This is a genomic window from Phocaeicola plebeius, from assembly GCF_003437535.1.
Lineage (GTDB): Bacteria > Bacteroidota > Bacteroidia > Bacteroidales > Bacteroidaceae > Phocaeicola > Phocaeicola plebeius_A.
Window position 1 is genome coordinate 130,812 of sequence record NZ_QSQT01000001.1, and the last position, 21,012, is coordinate 151,823.

Below are 21,012 nucleotides of genomic sequence, written 5' to 3' on the forward strand. Positions count from 1 at the left end.
GGCCGCTTTTTTGATGTGGTTTATGAGCATGAAAAAACGCCTAGGCGTTCGGATTAAAACGTCTAAGCGTTTGCTTTGAAACGTCCTTGCGTTTTGATTCAAATGTACTTGTGTTTTGAATCAAACGTAAGGACGTTTTTTATAGCTGATTATTCATCGACTTTCTCATCAATAGATTTACCTGTCAGTTGCTTCAAGTAATCGGAAGCAGACATGCCGAACTCTTCTTTAAAGCACTGACGGAAGTATACGTTACTGTTGATTCCTACCTTGAATGCGATTTCAGAGATAGAATATTTTCCTTCCAACAGATACTTTTCAGCCAGCTGCATTTTGATTTTCCGGATATACTCGTTAGTTGACATACCCGTAAGTGCCTTTACCTTGCGATAGAGTGTGGAACTGCTCATGCACATCACATTGGAAAGTACGGTAATATCTATATTTTCTGCAGCAGCTAATCCTTCGGTAATCGTATTGGTGATTTTATCTAGGAATTCCTTGTCCAACTTGTTCATAGATTCCGTGATAATGGCCCTCTTTTCCTCCATGCTTTGTTTTTTCGGTTTGTCTGGACGGATGGCAAAGCGCTCTGATAAAAGTCGCCGCTGGGTCAGCAAATTGCTGATGCGGCTTTGCAGCAGACCGGCACTGAAAGGCTTCGTCAGATAAGAATCAGCTCCTGCCTGGTAGCCTTCCTCCTTGTCGGTAATACTGTCTTTTGCCGTTAATAGGATAACCGGAATGTGACTGGTACGAATGTCTGCTTTCAGCTTTTGACACATGACAACCCCATTCATTACCGGCATCATAATGTCACTGACGATAATATCCGGAATACAATCTGTGGCTATTTGTAATCCTTCTTTTCCGTTAGCAGCAGTCTTTATCTCATATAAGTCCGTAAACGAGTCGGCAATGTAGTCGCGTATGTCGGCATTGTCTTCCACCACCAGGATAATCGGGCGGGCATTTTTATCTTTATCTGCCACTTCTTGTTTCTCAATCGGCTCTTCTTCCTTTCCGTCTTGCTTGTCTGTATGTATATCTTCTCCGTGCAGGGCTTGAGGATAGGTATTGCCTGCCGGCAGGCGCAGATAGAAGGTCGTGCCGATTTCCGGCAGGCTCTTTACTTGAATGTCCCCTTCGTGCAGCTTCACCAGGTTTTTCACCAGTGCCAGTCCGATGCCTGTTCCGGAAGCCTGATGTTCTCCGCTCTCCTGATAATAGCGTTCGAAGATATGTGCCAAAGCGTCCTGTCCGATACCATAGCCGGTGTCTTCTACGGACAGTTGCGCATAGCGTATGCCATTTTCCGTAACCCATTCGGCGCGGATACGGATATATCCTTTTTCTGTGTATTTCAACGCATTGGAAATCAGGTTGTCCAGAATCATGGTGATGACTTCCTTGTCGAAGAACAGCACCATGTTTTCCTCTTCCACCTCTATCAGAATCTGAATCTCCGGCTTGTTGTTCAGTTCCTTGTATTTCAGTCCGGTTTCATAGACCGCGCTGGTCAGGTTCCCTTTTGTCACACACAGTCTCTTGTTCTGTGTTTCTGTCTTCCGGAAGTCCAGTATCTGGTTTATCAGATTCAGTAATCGTACGGCACTCTGATGAATAACAGAAATCCGATGATGGTCTTTGCTGGAAAGTGTATTGCTTTTTACCAAATCTTCCAATGGGCCTAAAATCAGTGTCAACGGAGTGCGCAGTTCGTGGGTAATATTGGTATAGAACCGCAGACGTTCGTCATTCAGTTCTTGTTCCTGTTCATGACTTTTCTTTTCGGATTCATATAAATACTCTAAATTTAATTTGCGTTTGTAAGCCCATAGTCCGGTGAAAAGCAGACCTACACCACTAATTACATAGAGTAATTTAGCCCACCAGGAAAGCCAGAGTGGGGGAGCAATGATAATTTCTATGGATGATATTTCGTCTGACCATTCCTGGTTTCGGATACGAGTCTTGATCATGAATTCATATTTTCCGGGGGGTAGGTTGCGGAAAGTGACGTTGTTAGGATCCTTTACAGTGTACCAGGAGTTTTCCAGCCCTTTTAGCATATAGGCATATTCTACTCTTTCATTCAGTGAGTAATCTTGTATGCTGAATGAAATATTGAAATTGTTTTGCAGGTGTTTTAACCGTACACTTTCTTTGTTGATTAAAGAAATTTCGGTTTCATTACTGTTTTCGGAAACAAGAGGTTCAAAAACGGTTATCTTTCCGATAATGGCTTTTGGAGCCTGTCGCTTTTCCAGAATATAGCTGGGAGTGAAGTAGCAGAGCCCGTTCGTGGAGCCAAAATACATAACTCCATTTTTGCCCTTGCAGACGCTTCTTCCGGTGAAACTTGCCATTGGAATATTGTCCCTGAAATCGTAATTGTAGATATTTTCTTCATTTCGAACAAAACAGCTGATTCCCTGATTGGTGCTGAACCAGATATTCTGGTTTTCATCTTCCTCAATGGCCCAGATAAAGGTATTGGCCAATCCCTCATTGCGCTGGTAGACCTTATATTTCCAAGGTGAACTGTTCTCGATTTGGACAAGACCTTCTCCTGTTGCAGCCCATATACATCCCTTTGAGTCTTCAAAAATCTGGTTGATGGTGTTGGATGGGAAGTTTAGGTAGGTGTTGAATTCTTTTAATCGTTTACCATTGGAAGCATAAAGAAATATTCCTCTTCCGAAACTTCCTACCCATATCTGTCCTTTTTTGTCTTTCATAACCGAGCGGACCAAATTGTCAGGAGCATTGGCATTCATGTGCTGAAGAATCTTTTTAGACTCTCTGTCTATTTGAAATACGCCGTTGCTTGTTCCTACCCATATAGTGCCATTATTATCTTCGAAAAGCGAGCGTACATCCTGAGTAGATTCTTTTTCTGGGAATATTTGCTGAAATGATTTAGTCTGTATGTTATAATACATTATTCCTCCGTTGAAAATGCCAAACCAAAGATTTCCTTTTTGGTCGCATAGAGCAGTTTGTACGGAATTCCCACTAAGATGTCCACTTTCTTCTGTGTAGGTGGCTATTCTTTGTCCGTCTTTCAATATATTAATTCCTCCTCCATCTGTGCCAATCCATAATAATCCCTGTTTATCGATACAGACAGCACTGGCAATTTGTGTGCTGAGAGAGCTTTCTGGCGAATTGGGCGAATAGCTAAATGACTTAAATAAAGCACCATCCGAACTGAGGAAGTTGATGCCTCCTCCCCAGGTTCCAGCCCAGATATTTTGATGAGAGTCTTGAAATAAACAACGAACGGTTGAATTGTTTAGATTATGTTCATTATTTCCTGCTTGGATTACATGTATCTCTTCTGCCGTATTGAACAGGGTTTTTGAAAGATCTATAATGGCAATACCTCCCAGTTCTGTAGCTACCCATAATTGGTTCTCATTGAATTGCTGAATATCATAAACGAGATGTGACAGTGATGGATTTTTTTCTCCTAACCAGATAAACTCTTCTGTATTAGGGTTAAAAAGAGCCAGTCCTCTTCCTGTTCCTGCCCAGATATTACCTGTGTTATCTTTGAATATACATTGAACATTGTTGTGGGGAAGTGTTTTCTTGTTGTTTGGGTCGTGTGTAAAGTTTTTGACCTTCTTGGTCTTTAGTGAAAGTATACTCATCCCATTTTCTGCATGGTGTCCTATGTATAAATTGCCTTTATTATCATCTAACAAGGTCCATACGGTATTGCTTGGGAGTTCAGGTATAGTCGTTTGATTATAGTGCGTGAATTTCCCCGTTTTTTTATCTAAATAGTCAATTCCCTGCCAATAAGTTGTAATCCATAGATTCCCGTCTGAGGTGGGATATATGCCAGTTATATCGTTTGTACAAATGCTATTTGGATTTTTTTTGTCATGTTGATAGATTATTTGTTGGTTGGTTTGATAATTAAATGCATTTAATCCGCTTCTTTGGGTACCAATCCATAAAATAGGTTCTGTCGGGTCGTCAAGTAAGCAGTTTAATTCGTTTCCTGTCAGATTTAGCACTTTACCGCTTTTCTTATAAAAACTGGTAAAATGATTTCCCTCTAATTTGTTCAATCCTTCTTCTGTGGCAAACCAGAGGTATCCTTTTTTATCTTCTACAATGTCATTGATATAATTGTTGGATAACCCTTTTTCTAAACCCAACTTTTTGATTGTATAAGGTTGTGAAGATATTTCAGCAATGCACAAGAACAAATAGAATGTGATAAAAAAGTATTTCATGCTTTATTAAAATTAGGGTGAATTCAAAAATACTAATATTTATTGGATAAAATTCTTTTGGATACGAGAATGATTGATATGAAATCGTTTAATGATTGATTTGTGATTCAAAGTAAGGTGGGCAAGCGTCTCATAATGCGCTTAGAGGGCTTCTTGTATGTTTGTATGGCTTAGTAAATACAATTAAACTGCGGATTCTTATCCTTTTATAAATAAGGATAGATCTATTTGATAATGCTCTTTTTGAACTGTTATTAATCTTACATTGCATCATTTCTTATTCATTAATGCATAATTTATTTACTCATTTTTATTCCTTGTTTACATATCTTTGCGTTCACATTCATTAACTCTAATAACCTATGAGGAATTTAAAATTCTTATTATCCTGCTTTATGCTACTCATGTCTGTAGTAGCATTTGCACAAAATCAAGTTACAGGTCACGTAGCAGACGCTACCGGGGAACCTATTATTGGAGCCAATGTCACAGTGAAAGGAACAACAGTTGGAACAATCACAGACATTGACGGTAATTTCACACTGGAGGTGGGTTCCACCGACGGTACTCTTGTGGTTTCTTTTATTGGTTATAAATCAGCTGAGGCTGCAATTAAGGGGAAATCACCTATTAATGTAATACTACAGGAAGACACAGAAACTTTGGATGAAGTTGTGGTTGTAGGTTACGGTACACAAAATCGAAAAAGCCTGACCGGTGCGATCAGTGACGTGAAGTCTGAATCATTGACACGTTCGGTATCTACCACTACAGCCGGAGCGCTTTCCGGTAAGATTGCAGGTATCTCAACTCGTGCAAAAGATGCCCGTCCTGGTAAAGGAATCAGTTTGGAGATACGTAACATGGGTGCTCCTTTGTATGTAATTGATGGTATTCCGTATGGTGGTAACACCGGAAATGACTGGTTGGTCAATTCAGAAGTATCAGGAAATGATGTTTTTAACTCCTTAAATATTGAGGATATTGAAAGCATTACCGTATTGAAAGATGCTTCTGCAGCAATTTACGGTTTGCGAGCTTCAAATGGTGTTGTATTGGTAACTACAAAAAAAGGTAAGAAGAACGAAAAAGTCAGCATCAATGTAAACGGATATTATGGCTGGCAGAATTTGACTCGCTTCCCTGAGCTTGCAAATGCTGAACAATATACAAGAGGTTTGGCCGAAGCTGCTCAGAATAGAGGAGAAGATCCAAACTCAGTGTATACAAAAGAAGAACTGGCTAAATGGGCTGCTGGAACAGAAAAGGGCTATAAAAGCTATGATTATTATGACATGATCATGAGAAAAAATGTACCGCAGTATCATGTAAATGCAAGTGTGACCGGTGGTTCTGAAAGAACTAATTATTATCTTTCTGTAGCGCATACAAGTCAGGAAGCCATGATGCCTGATTTTAATTATCAGCGTACTAACTTCCAGTTAAACCTGGATACAAAAATTACCAATCGGTTTACTATCGGTGCACAGGTAAGTGGACGATATGAAAAAACAAACGATGTTGGTCTGCCTGGTGGTGACGGTTATTACTCTGCAATCTTGGCAGTATTTAAAATGCGTCCTATTGATAGCCCGTATGCAAATGATAATCCTAATTATATCAGAAATATTGACTCTTATCGTAACGGATATAACCCGGCTGCATTCAGACGTGACATTGCCGGTTATAAAGATAGCATGACTCGTTACGCAAATATCAATGCATACGCTCAGTATGATTTCGGTTTTGGATTGACAGCAAAGGCTACATTCTCTTATGGTTATACTAACAGCCGTTTTGACGGTTACCAGTATGCATATCAGATTTATACTTATGATGAAGCCTCTGATACTTATAATGGTACTAATGCAGCAGGTCGCTGGAGATTGCAAATTGACCGTAGCGTGCCGACCCGTTACATGCAGTTGCAGTTGAACTATAATAAGCAGATAAAGGATCATAATATTTCTGCAGTATTAGGTTATGAAGCTTCTGATTATGATTGGAGCAAGAAAACTTACGGAACTGAACCTTCTACAGACTATTTGCCGTTGCTGCAGATGGATGAAATCAACAGTTTTGGTGATGAATGGAGCTATGAGGCCCGTGCTGGTTGGCTGGCTCGTGTAAACTATGATTATGCTCATAAGTACCTGGTTGAATTGTTAGCCCGTTATGATGGTTCTTATCTTTATGCTCCCAGTCAGCGTTGGGGATTCTTCCCTGGAGCTTCTATCGGATGGAGAATCTCAGAAGAAAACTTCTTTGCTCCTTTGAAATCAGTAGTAGATGATTTGAAGATTCGTGCATCTATTGGTCAGACTGGTACAGAAAGTGGAGTATCTTTATTCGGTTATCTGAGCGGTTATAACTGGAATCAGGGAAGTGCCGTTCTGGATGGAGAATATGTAACTGGATTGAATCAGAGAGGTTTGCCTGTAACAAACTTGTCATGGACGAAGAATACTACAAAGAACATTGGTTTTGACTTGACTATGTTTGGTAACCGTTTGACAATCAGTGCAGATGCGTTCCGTAAAGATATTACAGGGGTTCCGGCAGCACGTTACGACGTATTGTTACCGAGTGAAGTAGGATATTCCTTGCCGAACGAAAACCTGAACAAGCAGGCATATGTTGGTACTGAAGCAATGGCCACTTGGACAGACCACATTGGTGATTTCAACTATAGAGTAAGCGGTAACATTACTTTCTCTCGTTACAGAAATATTGAGTCATACAAGCCGAGATTCAGCAACTCTTGGGATGAATACCGGAACTCTTCTGAAGACCGCTGGGGAGGTATTTATTGGGGATATCAAGTTATCGGACAGTTCCAGTCTGAAGAAGAAATCAAGAATTATCCAGTAAACTTGGATGGACAAGGTAATACCACATTGTTACCGGGTGACCTTATCTATAAAGACGTGAACAATGATGGTGTAATTAACGGTATGGATGAACGTCCTATCGGTTTCCCTGAAGGCTGGGCTCCAATTCTTTCTTTTGGTGGTAATATCGGATTGGAATGGAAAGGAATCGATTTGAATATTGATTTCTCTGGAGGTGCTATGCAGGGATGGAGACAGAACTATGAGTTGACCAATGCATATCATAACGGTGGTAACTCTCCAGCTTATTTGCTGGAAGACCGTTGGCATCGCTTGGATCTTTATGATCCGGAAAGTGAATGGGTTCCTGGACGTTATCCGGCAATCCGTAACGGTGAATTTGCTTACAATAATAAGAATAGTGATTTTTGGTTACATAATGTACATTATTTGCGTATCTCAAATCTGGAAATCGGATACAGCTTACCGACCTGGATGCTGAAGCCGATTCATGCACAGAAGGTACGTATTTATGGTAGTGTGTCTAATCTGTGTTCATTTGATAATGTACATCAGTATGGCATTGACCCGGAAATTACAGCTGCCGCAGCTGTTGTATATCCTCAGCAGCGTACTTTCCTTGTTGGATTTAATGTTACATTCTAAAAAACAATCATTAAGATGAAAAAGAATTCTATAAAACTATTGATAATAGGAACTGCCTTCGCTTCTGTTTTGTCGGGTTGTGGTGATGGCTGGTTCGAAAGGGATCCTAAAAATATTCTGACAAATGAGCAGGTATGGAATGACCCCAATATGGTAAAGTCGCAGTTGGCAAACTTGTATAACCGTATTACGCATCTGCACGGAGATTTTAATACCGGAGGTATGACCGAAATTGATGATGCCATGTGGTGTGGTGCGTTAGACGGAAACGGAAGAAATAATTTCCAATATGGAAATGATTATGGCCGCTTATGGGATTACGGTCTGATGCGCGATATCAACATGTCCATTGAGAATCTGGAAACTTATGGTACAGAATTGACAGAAGAGGAAAAAAGCTTGTTTAAGGCAGAGTTCCGTTTTATTCGTGCCTACATTTATTTTGATATGGTAAGACGTATGGGTGGTGTTCCCTTGATTACCTCTACACTGGAATATGATTATAGCGGTGATCCTTCTTACCTGCAGCATCCACGTGCGAAGGAACATGAGGTTTATGACTTCGTTTACAGTGAATGTGAGGCTGTGAAGAATGACTTGAAGGCAAATGCCGGAAGTCAGACAAGAGCGAACTATTTCACGGCATTGGCTTTGGAAAGCCGTGCGATGTTGTATGCTGCTTCAATTGCCAAATACAATGCCTTATATACTCCTACACTCGTAACAGATGGCGGTGAGGTCGGTATTCCGGCAAGTATGGCTGATGATTATTATAGAAAATCTCTTGCTGCTTCTAAAGAGATTATCAAAGACGGAGGATATGACTTGTATAATAAGAATGCAGATAAAGGTGTAAACTTTTATAAGCTCTTTATGGATAAGGAGAAAAATCCGGAGATAATCTGGGCCAAAGATTATAAGAATCCTGTTAAGGTTCATAGCTTTGGTTTTGATAATGTAATCCAGCATTTGAAAGAAGATAATGAAAACTCTTCTTGCATCGGCCCGTCATTGGGATTAGTTGAAGCTTTTGATTACCTGGATGGAACTCCGGGAAAGCTGAAGTATATGGATGAGAACAATAACTATAAGGTTTTTGATAATCCTGCAGACCTGTTTGCCAATAAGGATGCACGTCTTTATGGAACCGTTATCTATCCGGGTACAAAATATAGAGGTTCTGATGTAGACATACAGGCTGGCGTAGCTGTTTGGAATGATGAAAAACAGGATTACGATCTGTTGTCTGACCCGACACTGGGTAGTACCTATACGGATGGTAAGACTTATGTTGGTCAGGATGGTCCTTTGGATGGAGCACAGAATGTAAGTAATACTGGTTTCTATATTCGTAAATATATAAGCGAAGAAGTTGGCTTTACATTGAGAAACTACGAAGAAAACTGGTGGCCCTGGTTCCGTTTGGGAGAAATTTATCTGAATGCAGCAGAAGCATCCTTTGAATTGGGAGATGAGGATCCGGGAGCATTGTTCTATATTAATAAGTTGCGTGAACGTGCTGGATTCCCTGCAAACAGTCTGACAAGCCTGACACTGGAAAAGATTCAGAATGAACGTCGAGTTGAAATGGCATTTGAAGACCAGCGTTACTTTGACCTGAAACGTTGGAGAATTGCAGATGATGTATGGGATGGAGATGAAAGTGAAAACAGTACAGCTGTGGTATATGGCCTGTATCCTTATCGAATTGCTAAGGCAAAACCGGGAACGAATGATACAGATAAGTATATTTTTGTGAAACATCGTTCAAGCCGTTTCATCCTGGCCCGTATGTTCAGAATGTCAAATTACTATTCATCTATTGCAGATGATGTAATTAATAATAACCCGTTAATTGTAAAGAACCCGCTTCAATAAAAAAATATGAAAAAGATAACATCATTTTTTACTTTGTTGTGCTGCCTTTTAGCAATAAGCAGCTGTAGATATGATAATTATGATGAACCTCAGTCTTTGTTGACGGGTAGAGTCATTTATGATGGTGAGCCCGTTTGCGTACGTGCCGGAGGTGCTGAATTCGTTCTTTATCAGGACGGATATGCCCTTCATAACTCTATTCCTGTGTATGTTAATCAGGATGGAACTTATTCTGCCGTGCTTTTTGATGGAGAATATAAACTCGTACGTATGGGTAATGCTCCTTGGGAACGCCCTACAAATGATACGATTCTTATAGAAGTACATGGAAATACGGTACAGGATATTCCTGTTACTCCTTATTTTGTGATAAAGAATGCTTCGTTCACTAAAAACGGTTCTAAGGTAACTGCGAAATTTACGGTGAAGAAAGTTTCTGAAGGTGCTGCATTGGAAGATGTACGCATATATTTGGGAGAAACTCTTATCACAGATAATAATACGAATCGTGCAAACCTTAGCTTAGGATCAAACATTACATTGGATCAAGAAATTACTGCTGAGATTGATATTCCAGAAAGCTTAGCTTCTGAGGATTATTTCTTTGCACGAGTAGGAGTAAAATCTGGACAGGCATCTGAATATTGTTTTACGCAGTCTACTAAGATTGAATAAGTCTGTTATTGCTAAGATATAGACTGTTTAACATGGAGGGCTGATTCCATTGAGGAGTCAGCCCTTTATAATTAATGGATATGCTCCTGATTCAAAGATTTTTATATAGAGATTTTATTATTTTGTTTATAGGTCTTGTCCTTTATCAGAAAAACATCTGTAACTTTAGCTTTTCTAAAAATGTACTCTTGTAAGCTTATTCTGAGCTTATGCAAATAATTTGTATGATTAATAAAAACGGTTCTATGGGAAACAGATTCTTTTTGTTTTGTTCATTCATTCTGCTTGCATGCTTTTCAGTGCAAGCCCAAGTATCTTTTGGCGAAGCCAAAAAATTCAATGAGAATTGGTTGTTCAGCTTGTCAGACGATAGTCTGGGTGCTTCTGCATCGTATGATGACAGTAAATGGCGAAAGCTGGATTTACCGCACGACTGGTCGGTAGAAGGACAGCTTTCTCCTTCACTGGCAAGCTGTACCGGTTATTTGCCGGGTGGTATAGGCTGGTATCGGAAACATTTTCAGGTTACCGATAAGGCCGCACGCCATTATATCTATTTTGAGGGAGCATATAACCGCAGCGAGGTTTATCTGAACGGACACTTGCTTGGTAAACGTCCGAACGGATACATCTCTTTTATGTATGACATGACTCCCTACCTGAAGGAAGGAGATAACGTGCTGGCAGTCCGTATTGACCACAGCCGTTATGCCGATTCACGCTGGTATACCGGTTCTGGAATTTACCGGGATGTGTGGATGATTTCTGCTCCTGACATTCATTTTGCCCAATGGGGAATAGGCTGGCACGCTACTTCGCTGACCGATAAGCAGGCGGTAGTGGCAGTCGATATGGAAGTAGAGAAACATGTGAAGGCTGCTGGTGCATTGGAGGTTTCTGCGGCACTTTATGATGCAGAAGGTACACTGGTAGCACAGGGCCGTAAGAAAGTGGCGGATAAGGCTGAAGGTATTGCGAAAGAAACAGTATCATTGAAGGTGAAGAAACCTCGCCGCTGGAATCTGGATGCACCTTATCTGTACACGTTGAAGACAGAGCTGCTTTGTGACGGCAAACGGATAGATGGCAGTTCGACGAATGTAGGTCTCCGTACGTTGAAGTTTGATGCCAACAAGGGATTTGCCCTGAACGGAGAGTGGATGAAGGTGAAAGGAGTATGTCTGCATCATGATGCTGGTGTACTGGGAGCAGTAGTTCCTCCTGAGGTATGGGAGCGCCGTCTGAGAAACCTGAAAGAAATAGGTGTGAATGCCATCCGTATGAGCCATAATCCGCAGGCACCGGTATTGTATGATTTATGTGACCGAATGGGCTTCCTGGTGATGGATGAGGCTTCGGATGAATGGGAGTTCCCGAAACGGAAATGGATAAAGGGATGGAATGTCGGTGAGCCAAGCTATGACGGAACATTTGATTTCTTTGAAGAATGGATTGAACGCGATGTGACGGATATGGTGCGTCGTGACCGGAATCATCCTTGTATATTCTTGTGGAGTATCGGTAATGAGGTAGACTATCCGAATGACCCTTATTCTCATCCGATTCTGGATGGCACAACCATCAATCAGCCTATGTTCGGAGGATACAAGCCTGATGCGCCGGATGCCATGCGTATCGGTAAGATTGCAAAGCGTCTGGCTGCCTGTGTACGTGCGGTAGATACTTCTCGTCCTGTTACCGGTGCATTGGCCGGAGTGGTAATGTCGAATCAGACAGAATATCCTGAAGCAGTAGATGTAGTAGGATATAATTATACGGAAAACCGTTATGATGAAGATCATGCTACTTATCCTGACCGTGTGATTTACGGTAGTGAAACCGGTGTGGGAATTGAAGCCTGGCATGCGGTACGCGACAAGGAATTTATTTTCGGACAGTTCCTCTGGACGGGTACAGACTATCTGGGTGAATCAGGCAGATGGCCTTCCAGAGGTTTGTATACCGGTTTGCTGGACTTTGGCAGCTTCCCTAAACCACGCGGATACTTCCGAGCTTCGCTTTGGAGTGAAAAACCTGTGACTTACATCGGTACATATCCCAAGCACGACTGGGTATCAATGGATGCATGGGATTTGTGGAACTACGAACCGGGCCAGTTGATTCGGGTAGTTTGTTATACCAATGCACCGCAGGCTCGTTTGTTGCTGAACGGAAAAGAAGTGGGCCAGATGAAGCCTTACGATGATAAGAGTGGTATCATTTACTGGGATATTCCTTATCAGGATGGAGAATTGCGTGCAGAAGGTTGTGATGCAACAGGAAAAGTGCTTTCATCTTATGCCATCAAGACCTCTGGACGTCCATCCGCCTTGCGGGCTACTGTGGATAAGGAAGTCTTGTCACCGGATAAGGCTACTGCACATGTAACGATCGAAGTGGTGGACGAACAAGGTACTATCGTAAAATTAGGCGATAACGACGTAACTTGTCAGATTGAAGGTCCGGCACGTTTGTTGGGACTGGAAGGTTCTAATAACGGAGATATGAGTGATTATACAGATAATCACCACCGTGCTTTCCACGGACGTTTGCTGGCTTATATCCAGACTACAGGTGAGAAAGGTGAGATTCGTGTGAAACTGACTTCTCCTCTTTTGAAAGGAGCGGAAGTGGTATTGAAGGCTGAGTAATCCTTCTTAGGCAGTACTGCGGTACTTCCGTGAAAGTACTGGAGTACTGCCAGGGAAGTACTACGGTACTGCCTAAGAAGTACTGAAAGCGTGCCGGCAGGCTGTCTGAAAAGCGCCTGCCGGCACGCTTTGTTTTCCGGCACCTGATAAGGTGATAGCCTGTTCGTGTTTCTGGAACAGGTGGTTTGATTTTACAGGGAAGCCGGATAGTTTAAGTTTTCTTCGGTGAGTTGTTCCAGCACCTCATGCAGGAACTTGGCTGCCTCCCATTTGGCCATAGGAAGATTCATCATCAGGTAGTTTCCGCAGTCTTTTGCACTGGCTCCCGGCACTTCACCTTCATAATCGGCGATGAAGCGGAAGGTTTCTGTCATCAGCGGAGCAATGTCTTTGGATTGTAAATCGCCTTTTACTATCAGGTAGTTTCCGGTCAGACAGCCCATTGGTCCCCAATAGATAATCTTGTCGGCCCATACCGGATGATTGCGCAGGAAAGTCGCTGCCAGGTGTTCAATGGTGTGGATAGCGGCAGGACCTAAGGCCGGTTCACGGTTAGGCTCTTTCATACGAATATCGAAGGTGGTAACGATTTCACCTCCAACTTCATCTTTGCGTGACACGAAAATACCGCGTTGCAAACGAATATGGTCTACTGTAAAGCTTGGTATCTTTTTCATAAAGCGATTATAGTTTGTTGGGTAATGCTTTCAGGAAAGTTTCAGTGACGTGGAAAGAACGGTCGGCCATTTCCCCCCAGAAATTCTGGTATTGTTCAAAGTGCTTGTCAGCTCCCGGAGTGTCACTGATGATGCGGAAACTGATGAAAGGAATCTGATAGAGGTAGCACACCTGGGCAATGGAAGCCGATTCCATATCCACAGCCAGTCCTTCCGGGAAGTTATGCTTGATTTCGTCCAGTTCGCTGCGGTCAGTAATAAACTTGTCGCCTGTACAAATCAGACCTCCGTGGATAGCCGTTTCTGTATCGAGTGAAAGGGCACACTGGAAGAGGGTTTCATTTCCCTGGAAGAAAGTAGGGAGACCCTGAATCTGTCCGTAGGCATTGCCTTCGCCGCACCATACGTCATGGTACACAATCTGCTGGCTGACTACTACGTCCATCACTTTCAGGCAGGTGTCGATTCCTCCGGCTACTCCGGTACTGATGATGCAGTCGGGCTGGAAGTTGCGGATAAGTTCGACCGTTCCGGCAGCGGCATTCACTTTGCCGATGCCACATTGCATCAGGATGATGGTATTTTGCTTGATGTTTCCTTCAATGTAGGTGAAGGGGCCTTCTTTGCGTTCAGTCTTGTTCTCGAGTTGATTAGCCAGTTGCTTCTGTTCGGAAGACATGGCCGTAATGATTCCTATTTTCATGCGTTAAAAAAGATTTTCAGCGGCAAATTTACGACTTTTCAGGCAGTATTGTGTTATCTTTGCCTGCCGAAAACATTAATTATGAATAATATGAACTTGTTCAAGAAACTATTACCCGATGTAGTGGTAATCGTGCTTTTTGCCCTTATTTCGTTTGCGTATTTCTATCCTGCGGTAAATGAAGGACGAATTCTGGCTCAGCATGATGCAGTAGCTGGCATCGGTTCTGGACGTGAAATGAGTGAATACCTGGAGAAGACGGGGGAACGTACGCGCTGGACAAACTCCATTTTTGGAGGAATGCCTACCTACCAGATGTCTCCGAGCTATGACTCTACCGATACGTTGGGCTGGATTCAACAGGTATATCATCTGTTCCTGCCTACTTACGTGTGGTATGTATTTGTCATGCTGCTGGGTTTCTACATCCTTTTGCGTGCATTTGATTTTAAGGTGTGGATGTCAGCCTTGGGGGCCATTATCTGGGCGTTCTCGTCTTATTTCTTCATCATCATTGCGGCCGGTCATATCTGGAAGTTTGTAGCACTGGCTTATATTCCTCCTACCATTGCCGGTATGGTGCTGGCTTATCGTGGTAAGCTGTTGGCTGGGGGGATTGTGACAGCCTTGTTTGTGGCCTTGCAGATTGTGGCTAACCATCCGCAGATGAGTTACTATTTCTTGTTTGTCATGCTGTTCATGGCCATTGCGTATGGGGTGATGGCATGGCGGGAAAAGATGATACCTCAATTTATCAAAGCCAGTGTGGTACTGGTAGTTGCCGGCCTGTTGGGCGTGTGTGTGAACTTGTCAAACCTATATCATACGTATGAGTACAGCAAGGAGACCATGCGCGGCAAAAGTGAGCTGGTAAAGGAGAACAGTGCAAACCAGACCAATAGCGGGTTGGAACGAAGCTACATCACACAGTGGAGCTATGGCATCGGAGAAACCTTCTCGTTGCTGGTTCCGAATGTGAAAGGAGGTGCTTCTGTTCCTTTGGCTCAAAATGAGAAAGCCATGGAGAAGGCCGACCCTAACTATATGGGATTGTATAGTCAGTTGGGACAGTATTGGGGGGAACAGCCGGGTACTTCCGGTCCGGTATACGTAGGTGCTTTTGTTATGTTCCTCTTCATTCTGGGATTGTTTATCGTAAAAGGACCGATGAAGTGGGCACTGGTGGGTGGAACCGTATTCTCCATATTACTTTCCTGGGGACATAACTTTATGGGCCTGACAGATTTCTTTATTGACTATGTGCCCATGTACAGCAAGTTCCGTGCGGTATCTTCTATTCTGGTTATTGCAGAGTTTACCATACCGTTGCTGGCCATTATGGCGTTAAAAGAAGTGGTAGAACGTCCGCAGTTGTGGAATGAATCACGTAAGTCTTTCTATATTACTTTTGCTTTGACGGGAGGTCTTTCTTTGCTGTTTGCATTGGCGCCAGGCTTCTTCTTCCCTTCGTATGTGTCTTCTGCCGAAATGAACGCATTGCAGAATGCGATTCCGGCCGATCAGCTGGCTCCGATTTTAATTAACTTGGAAGAGATACGTAAGTCCATCTTTACTTCGGATGCCTGGAGGAGCTTCTTTGTCGTATTGATAGGAGCTGTGTTGTTATGGGGATACTGTGCCGGAAAACTGAAAGCACAGCTGCTGGTTGGTTTGCTGGCTTTGCTTTGTCTGGTAGATATGTGGAGTGTAAACAAACGCTATCTGTATGACGAGCAGTTTGTGGCAAAGGGTACAGAAATGCAGCCTTTCCTGGAACCTTCGGAAACAGACAAGCAGATACTTCAGGACAAGTCTCTGGATTATCGTGTATTGAATCTGTCGGTCAATACCTTTAATGAGAACAATACAGCCTACTGGCACAAAAGTATTGGAGGGTATCATGCAGCGAAGCTTCGCCGTTATCAGGAAATGATTGATGAGCACATTCAGGGTGAAATTACGGCTCTGTATAAGACTTTACCCTCGGTAGGAGCTGATTTAAGTCAGGTAGGTGATACGTTGACTCCGGTACTGAATATGCTGAATACACGTTATTTCATCATTCCGTTGCAGCAGGGCAAGACTATTCCGATGTTTAATCCTCATGCATTAGGCAATGCCTGGTTTGTTAACGAGGTGCAGTATGTGAACAATGCCAATGAAGAAATAGAAGCGTTGCATCAGGTAAATCCGGCCCACGTAGCAGTGGTAGATAAAAAGTTCCAGAACGAAGTGAAAGCTTCTGTAGGTGCCGACAGCCTGAGTACGATTGTATTGACCAGCTATGAACCTAATGCGTTGAAGTATGAAGTAAACTCTCCGAAGGGCGGTACGGTAGTCTTTGCTGAGATTTACTATCCGGGATGGCGTTCGTTCATTGATGGAGAAGAGGTATTGCATGGCCGTGCAGATTATATCTTGCGTGCGATGAATGTACCAGCTGGAAAGCATGTGGTAGAATTTACCTTTGACCCGCAATCACTCCATGTGACGGAAACTATTGCTTTCATTGCATTGGGCATATTGGGCTTGGCAATATTGGTCGCCATTGTGCTGGCTCTAAAGAAAAATAAGAAGTAAACAGGCCGGGAAGTTTGTTTGAAGAAATAAAAGCGTTCCAGTGAAGAGGCTCAGGCCACTTAACTGGGACGTTTTTTAGTTTTCAGGGCCCGGATGACAAACCAGGCATGACGCAGTACGGTAGATACTACACCGTAATGCTTGCACATGATGCGGAAACGTTCTTTTAGGGAAGCTTTGTGGTTGCGTGTAGTCATTCCTTCATTCAGGTAGTCGATAAGCACCAGATGAGTGTGGTGGAGTACCTGGCTTTTCTTCATGATGCGGATGCACCAGTCAAAGTCTGCTGAAAAACGATAATGAAGGTTGTAGGGCTCTACAAGGTCACGTCGTGCGAAGAAAGCCTGGTGACATACGAGCATGCCTTCCTTGAAACTTTTCCAGTTCAGGTTTTCTGGAGGAGCCAAGCGGCGCATGTGCAGGAAGTGTCCTTCTTCGTCCACAATGGCTGTGTCACCATATAGCACATCCGGAAGTGTGGACTCTGTAATGGAGTGTACCATCAGCTGGAGAGTATCATCCTCATGCAGTTCGTCGCCTGCATTCAGGAAGCAAAGGTAATCACCGGTGGCCAGCTTGATTCCCTTGTTCATGGCATCATACAGTCCTTTATCCGGCTCACTGATTACGGTATGTATATGTTCCTTGTATTGTTCAATGATTTGTAAAGTTCTGTCCTTGGAACCTCCGTCCACGATGATGTATTCCACATTCTTGTAGGTCTGGGTGATGACACTCTGAATAGTGTCCTCCAGTACGGCTCCGGCATTATAAGTAACCGTGATGATGGAAAACTTCGGATGTAAATGATGAATGTTATGCATTTTTTCCGGTGATGTGGTTGTATATTTGAATGTATTGGCTGGCTACAGTTGCTTCAGAGTAGGTTGTCACAGCCTTGCGATAGGCTTCGGAGCTTAATGTTTCGTAGTCTCCCTCTGTCAGCGTCCAGCAAATGCCGTTGGCCAGGTCGTCAGCCGATTTATATTGGGCCACGTAGCCATTGTGTAAATGGTCAATCATTTGCGGAATACCTCCTACATTAAATCCTACACAAGGAATGCCACAGGCCATTGCCTCGACAATGGTATTTGGTAGGTTATCCTGCAAGGAAGGAGTGACGTAGAGGTCGACGGCATTGTATATATCTACCAGCTCTTTTTCATTGCTTACGTAATTCATGGGATAGATAGGGAAGGGGAAAAGTGATTTGCACTGTTCGGCCTGACTTCCTAATACCACTACTCCTAATTGCTGACTCAATTCCGGTTCCTGTTGAGCCAGCAGTTTGCATGCCTCAATCAGGTAGTCTATTCCTTTACGCTTATCCGTAATCTTCATGGAGCCGAACAAAAGAAGCTTCTTGTCGGCAGGTAGATTCAGCTTCTCGCGTGCGAATTTCTTGGTACGTGGTTTGAACAGATTAGTATTAATCGCATTAGGAATGTTTGTAATGGTGTGTCCTTGCAGCAGGCTGCTTCTGCGTGCCATAGATTCCAGCCATCGGCTACAAGCTATAAACGTAATGGGAGCCGTAGCGTAGAGCTTTTGCTTTTTATGGAACGTCTTTTCCGACAAGTCATGATGATGAGGCTTCAGTAGAAGCGGACAGTCATGACATTGTGCAGTGTATTTCTCGCATTCTCCGGAATAATGGCAGATACCGGTGAAAGGCCACATGTCGTGCATGGTCCATACTACAGGTTTCCCGGAAGCAAGAATGCGCTGGATATCTTTCAAGGAAAGCATGCCTTGGTTAATCCAGTGCAGGTGAATCACATCTGCCTGACGGAACTCCGGTAAGGAGGTAATATCTGTACCCGTGTTGGCAATATCCATCGCAAAAAGGTTATGCCGTTTGAAGCCGTTGGCTGCCCAGATGACAATTCGTTCCCATGTGAACTGCCAGATTCTGCGCCATGATTTCTTGAGGGCAACCACTGTCACCTGATCGGTTTGCTTGTTACGGACCAGCATCTTGGCTTTTATTCCGTTGTTCTTTAAAGCTTCCATCAGTCGGTTGGCTGCGATGGCAGCTCCTCCGATGCGTTCTGCGGTATTGATGATCAGTACTCTCATTAGTCTGTCGGCTTAATTTTATTGCAAAGGTACATTATTCTTTTTTGAAAGCATGCTACCGGTTAAATCTTTTTAGCAGGACTTCCGAAAGTTCACGGCTGTAATTTTCCAGGTTGTAGGTCGTTTCTGCAAGTTTTCTACCGTTTTCTCCCATTTTGAGGGCTTGTTCCGGATGGTCATGCAGATATTGTAAAGCCTTTTCCCATCCTGCCACATCACCGTAATCTACTAACATACCGGCTTGTTCCAGTTCCAGATTCATTTCAAATTTGGTGTTTCGGGTTGAAATGATTGGAAGCCCGAGTGCCAGTGCCTCTACCAGCGTAGTTAGTCCGACAGTGTAAGGATAGTTAAGGCAGGAAATGACGACAACTTTTGAGCGAGCTACCTCCAGTGCTAACTGATACGGTATGATACCTTCTACTATGTGGATATGGATATTGTTTTTCCCTTGAAACCGGTTGGTGATTTCCTCATATTTCTGGTCACCGTTAGCTGGGGAAGTATAGAGGTCGAATTCCAGTCCGGTATGGCTGAAAGCCTGGAGTAAGGTTGCCAGATCTCGATTTTCCTTTCCTGTAGAGATGAACTCTTTGTCTTTCGCCTCATTCCGCATGCGGTCGTAGAAGTCCAGATCGGCCCCCCAATGGATAAGGTACATGTCTTTTTCTTTTACCTTTCCAGTTTTCAGGGAATCGTCTATTAATGCCTTGCTGAAAAAGAACATACAGTCTATACCCTTATAGAAAAGGCGGGAAAGAAGATTTTTCAGCCAACCTTTGCTTTGGGGGACGGCTTGGTGATGCCAGACGGCTATTGGTTTACGGAACAGGCCGAGAGCTCGTAAGAATATGAGAAGTTCCAGTCCCCGGTAAGAGGTGCCATAAACTACATCATAATTTTCTTTACACCTCAGAATGGCGTGTAGGTTATACCACATCAGTTTCCAGCGTGAGGTGAAATGTTTGTATGGGTGAAGCACTGGGTCAATCCCGTTTTTAGGGAAGTGGGTAAGTCCGTATAGGATATGTCCAGGATGTGTATGCTCCTTCCATTCTTTTAGGGCAGAAGCAATAGGTCGGGTGTGGTAATAGTATATTTTCATGCGCCGAAGTCTCCTTTCAATGTACGTTTGATGCGTCGTATGGCCTTTGCCATGAATGAATTGGTGCGGGCATAGTAGCGGACATAGGCATTACGTGCCTGTATATTTTCTTCTATAGGGGAAATCTTTTTTACAGGAAGTCGCTCCATGTACAATTCGGATGCGTACAATCCTCCTCCGCCGCAGTTGGTACCGCTTCCATCGAATCCTTCGTTTTGCACCAGCGATTTCCCGACGTTAAGCGAGAGTATGCCTTTTAGAAAAAGTGAAGCATTCCAGCGAATGGCCCATGAATTATTTTTACCTTCAATTTGCCGGCGCAGCATACGGGTGTAACCATATTTGCCGTTAAAGTCGAAGGTATAGGTAAGCTTTCTGCTTTCCAGTTCTGTCAGCAGTGCCTTTCCGTCGGCATTGAAATGTTTCCAGGCGCGGTCCCAGGTACCCCAACCCCAGCTTCCGGTCCATTTAATGAGAAAAGTATCGGGCAGGGAGGGGTCATGAGTAAAATCACAGGCCTGGATATGACCTACCCGCTCTTCATCACGATAAGTTTCCAAGGCATCATTCATGAACTGCAGGAAATGAGGGGCCACGACGAGGTCGTCTTCCAGTACGATGACACGACCGTAACGGTTTATCTGGGTTGTCACTCCATCGATGATACTACGGGCGAGTCCCCAGTTTTCCGCACGTTCGGTAATGGTTATTTTCTTGAATCCTTGTATTGACCGGATAAAAGCGCGTACTTCTTTTACGGCAGCCTGTGATGTTTCATCTTTTGCCGCATCCGAATAGATAAACAATTCGCTTTCGGCTGCCAGTTCATTTTTCAGTAGTGCCTGGATATTCCGGCGGACATGTTCCGGACGGTTATATACAAATAGCAGGATAGGTGCGTAGGTGTTCGTCAT

At 43.3% G+C, this 21,012-nt stretch carries 12 protein-coding genes; 5 read left to right on the forward strand and 7 right to left on the reverse strand.

Going from position 1 to position 21,012, the window contains the following annotated elements; genetic code table 11:
* Positions 1 to 149 precede the first annotated feature (149 nt).
* Complete coding sequence (locus DXD04_RS00515; protein ID WP_117670035.1) at positions 150 to 4,253, reverse strand: hybrid sensor histidine kinase/response regulator transcription factor; 4,104 nt, start codon at positions 4,251 to 4,253, stop codon at positions 150 to 152.
* A 362-nt stretch (positions 4,254 to 4,615) separates the two neighbouring features.
* Between DXD04_RS00515 and DXD04_RS00520 the strand changes: the two genes are divergently transcribed.
* The 4 genes from DXD04_RS00520 to DXD04_RS00535 all read left to right on the forward strand — a co-directional run bounded on the left by DXD04_RS00520 (position 4,616) and on the right by DXD04_RS00535 (position 12,954).
* The gene (locus tag DXD04_RS00520) at positions 4,616 to 7,750 is read left to right on the forward strand and encodes a SusC/RagA family TonB-linked outer membrane protein (protein WP_117670036.1); all 3,135 of its coding nucleotides are present in this window, start codon (positions 4,616 to 4,618) and stop codon (positions 7,748 to 7,750) included.
* Positions 7,751 to 7,765: 15 nt separating this feature from the next.
* Complete coding sequence (locus DXD04_RS00525; RefSeq protein WP_117670037.1) at positions 7,766 to 9,628, forward strand: RagB/SusD family nutrient uptake outer membrane protein; 1,863 nt, start codon at positions 7,766 to 7,768, stop codon at positions 9,626 to 9,628.
* A 6-nt stretch (positions 9,629 to 9,634) separates the two neighbouring features.
* Positions 9,635 to 10,303, forward strand: a complete 669-nt coding sequence (locus tag DXD04_RS00530; RefSeq protein ID WP_117670038.1) for a DUF3823 domain-containing protein — start codon at positions 9,635 to 9,637, stop codon at positions 10,301 to 10,303.
* Between the two features lie 245 nt (positions 10,304 to 10,548).
* Positions 10,549 to 12,954: a glycoside hydrolase family 2 TIM barrel-domain containing protein gene (locus DXD04_RS00535; RefSeq protein ID WP_117670205.1), complete on the forward strand. Its 2,406-nt coding sequence runs from the start codon at positions 10,549 to 10,551 to the stop codon at positions 12,952 to 12,954.
* Positions 12,955 to 13,145: 191 nt separating this feature from the next.
* Here the strand turns inward: DXD04_RS00535 and DXD04_RS00540 are convergent, their stop codons facing one another.
* Entirely contained in the window at positions 13,146 to 13,631 is a 486-nt protein-coding gene (locus DXD04_RS00540) for an S-ribosylhomocysteine lyase (protein ID WP_007559432.1), read from the reverse strand.
* Positions 13,632 to 13,638: 7 nt separating this feature from the next.
* Positions 13,639 to 14,334, reverse strand: coding sequence for a 5'-methylthioadenosine/adenosylhomocysteine nucleosidase (locus DXD04_RS00545; RefSeq protein WP_022054305.1), 696 nt, complete (start codon positions 14,332 to 14,334; stop codon positions 13,639 to 13,641).
* A gap of 90 nt (positions 14,335 to 14,424) precedes the next feature.
* Between DXD04_RS00545 and DXD04_RS00550 the strand changes: the two genes are divergently transcribed.
* A complete protein-coding gene (locus DXD04_RS00550) occupies positions 14,425 to 16,914 on the forward strand; it encodes a glycosyltransferase family protein (RefSeq protein ID WP_117670206.1) in 2,490 nt (829 codons plus the stop codon).
* A 59-nt stretch (positions 16,915 to 16,973) separates the two neighbouring features.
* On the opposite strand, the gene DXD04_RS00555 is transcribed toward DXD04_RS00550, so the two are convergent.
* The 4 genes from DXD04_RS00555 to DXD04_RS00570 are packed head-to-tail and all read right to left on the reverse strand — an operon-like array spanning position 16,974 to position 21,012.
* Positions 16,974 to 17,738, reverse strand: a complete 765-nt coding sequence (locus DXD04_RS00555; RefSeq protein ID WP_117670039.1) for a glycosyltransferase family 2 protein — start codon at positions 17,736 to 17,738, stop codon at positions 16,974 to 16,976.
* A complete protein-coding gene (locus DXD04_RS00560) occupies positions 17,731 to 18,993 on the reverse strand; it encodes a glycosyltransferase family 4 protein (protein ID WP_117670040.1) in 1,263 nt (420 codons plus the stop codon). The genes DXD04_RS00555 and DXD04_RS00560 overlap by 8 nt, the downstream gene beginning before the upstream one ends.
* Positions 18,994 to 19,048: 55 nt before the next feature.
* On the reverse strand, positions 19,049 to 20,098 hold the full coding sequence (locus DXD04_RS00565) for a glycosyltransferase (RefSeq protein ID WP_117670041.1): 1,050 nt from the start codon (positions 20,096 to 20,098) through the stop codon (positions 19,049 to 19,051).
* Positions 20,095 to 21,012, reverse strand: coding sequence for a glycosyltransferase (locus DXD04_RS00570; protein WP_117670043.1), 918 nt, complete (start codon positions 21,010 to 21,012; stop codon positions 20,095 to 20,097). Before DXD04_RS00570 ends, DXD04_RS00565 begins: the two co-directional genes overlap by 4 nt.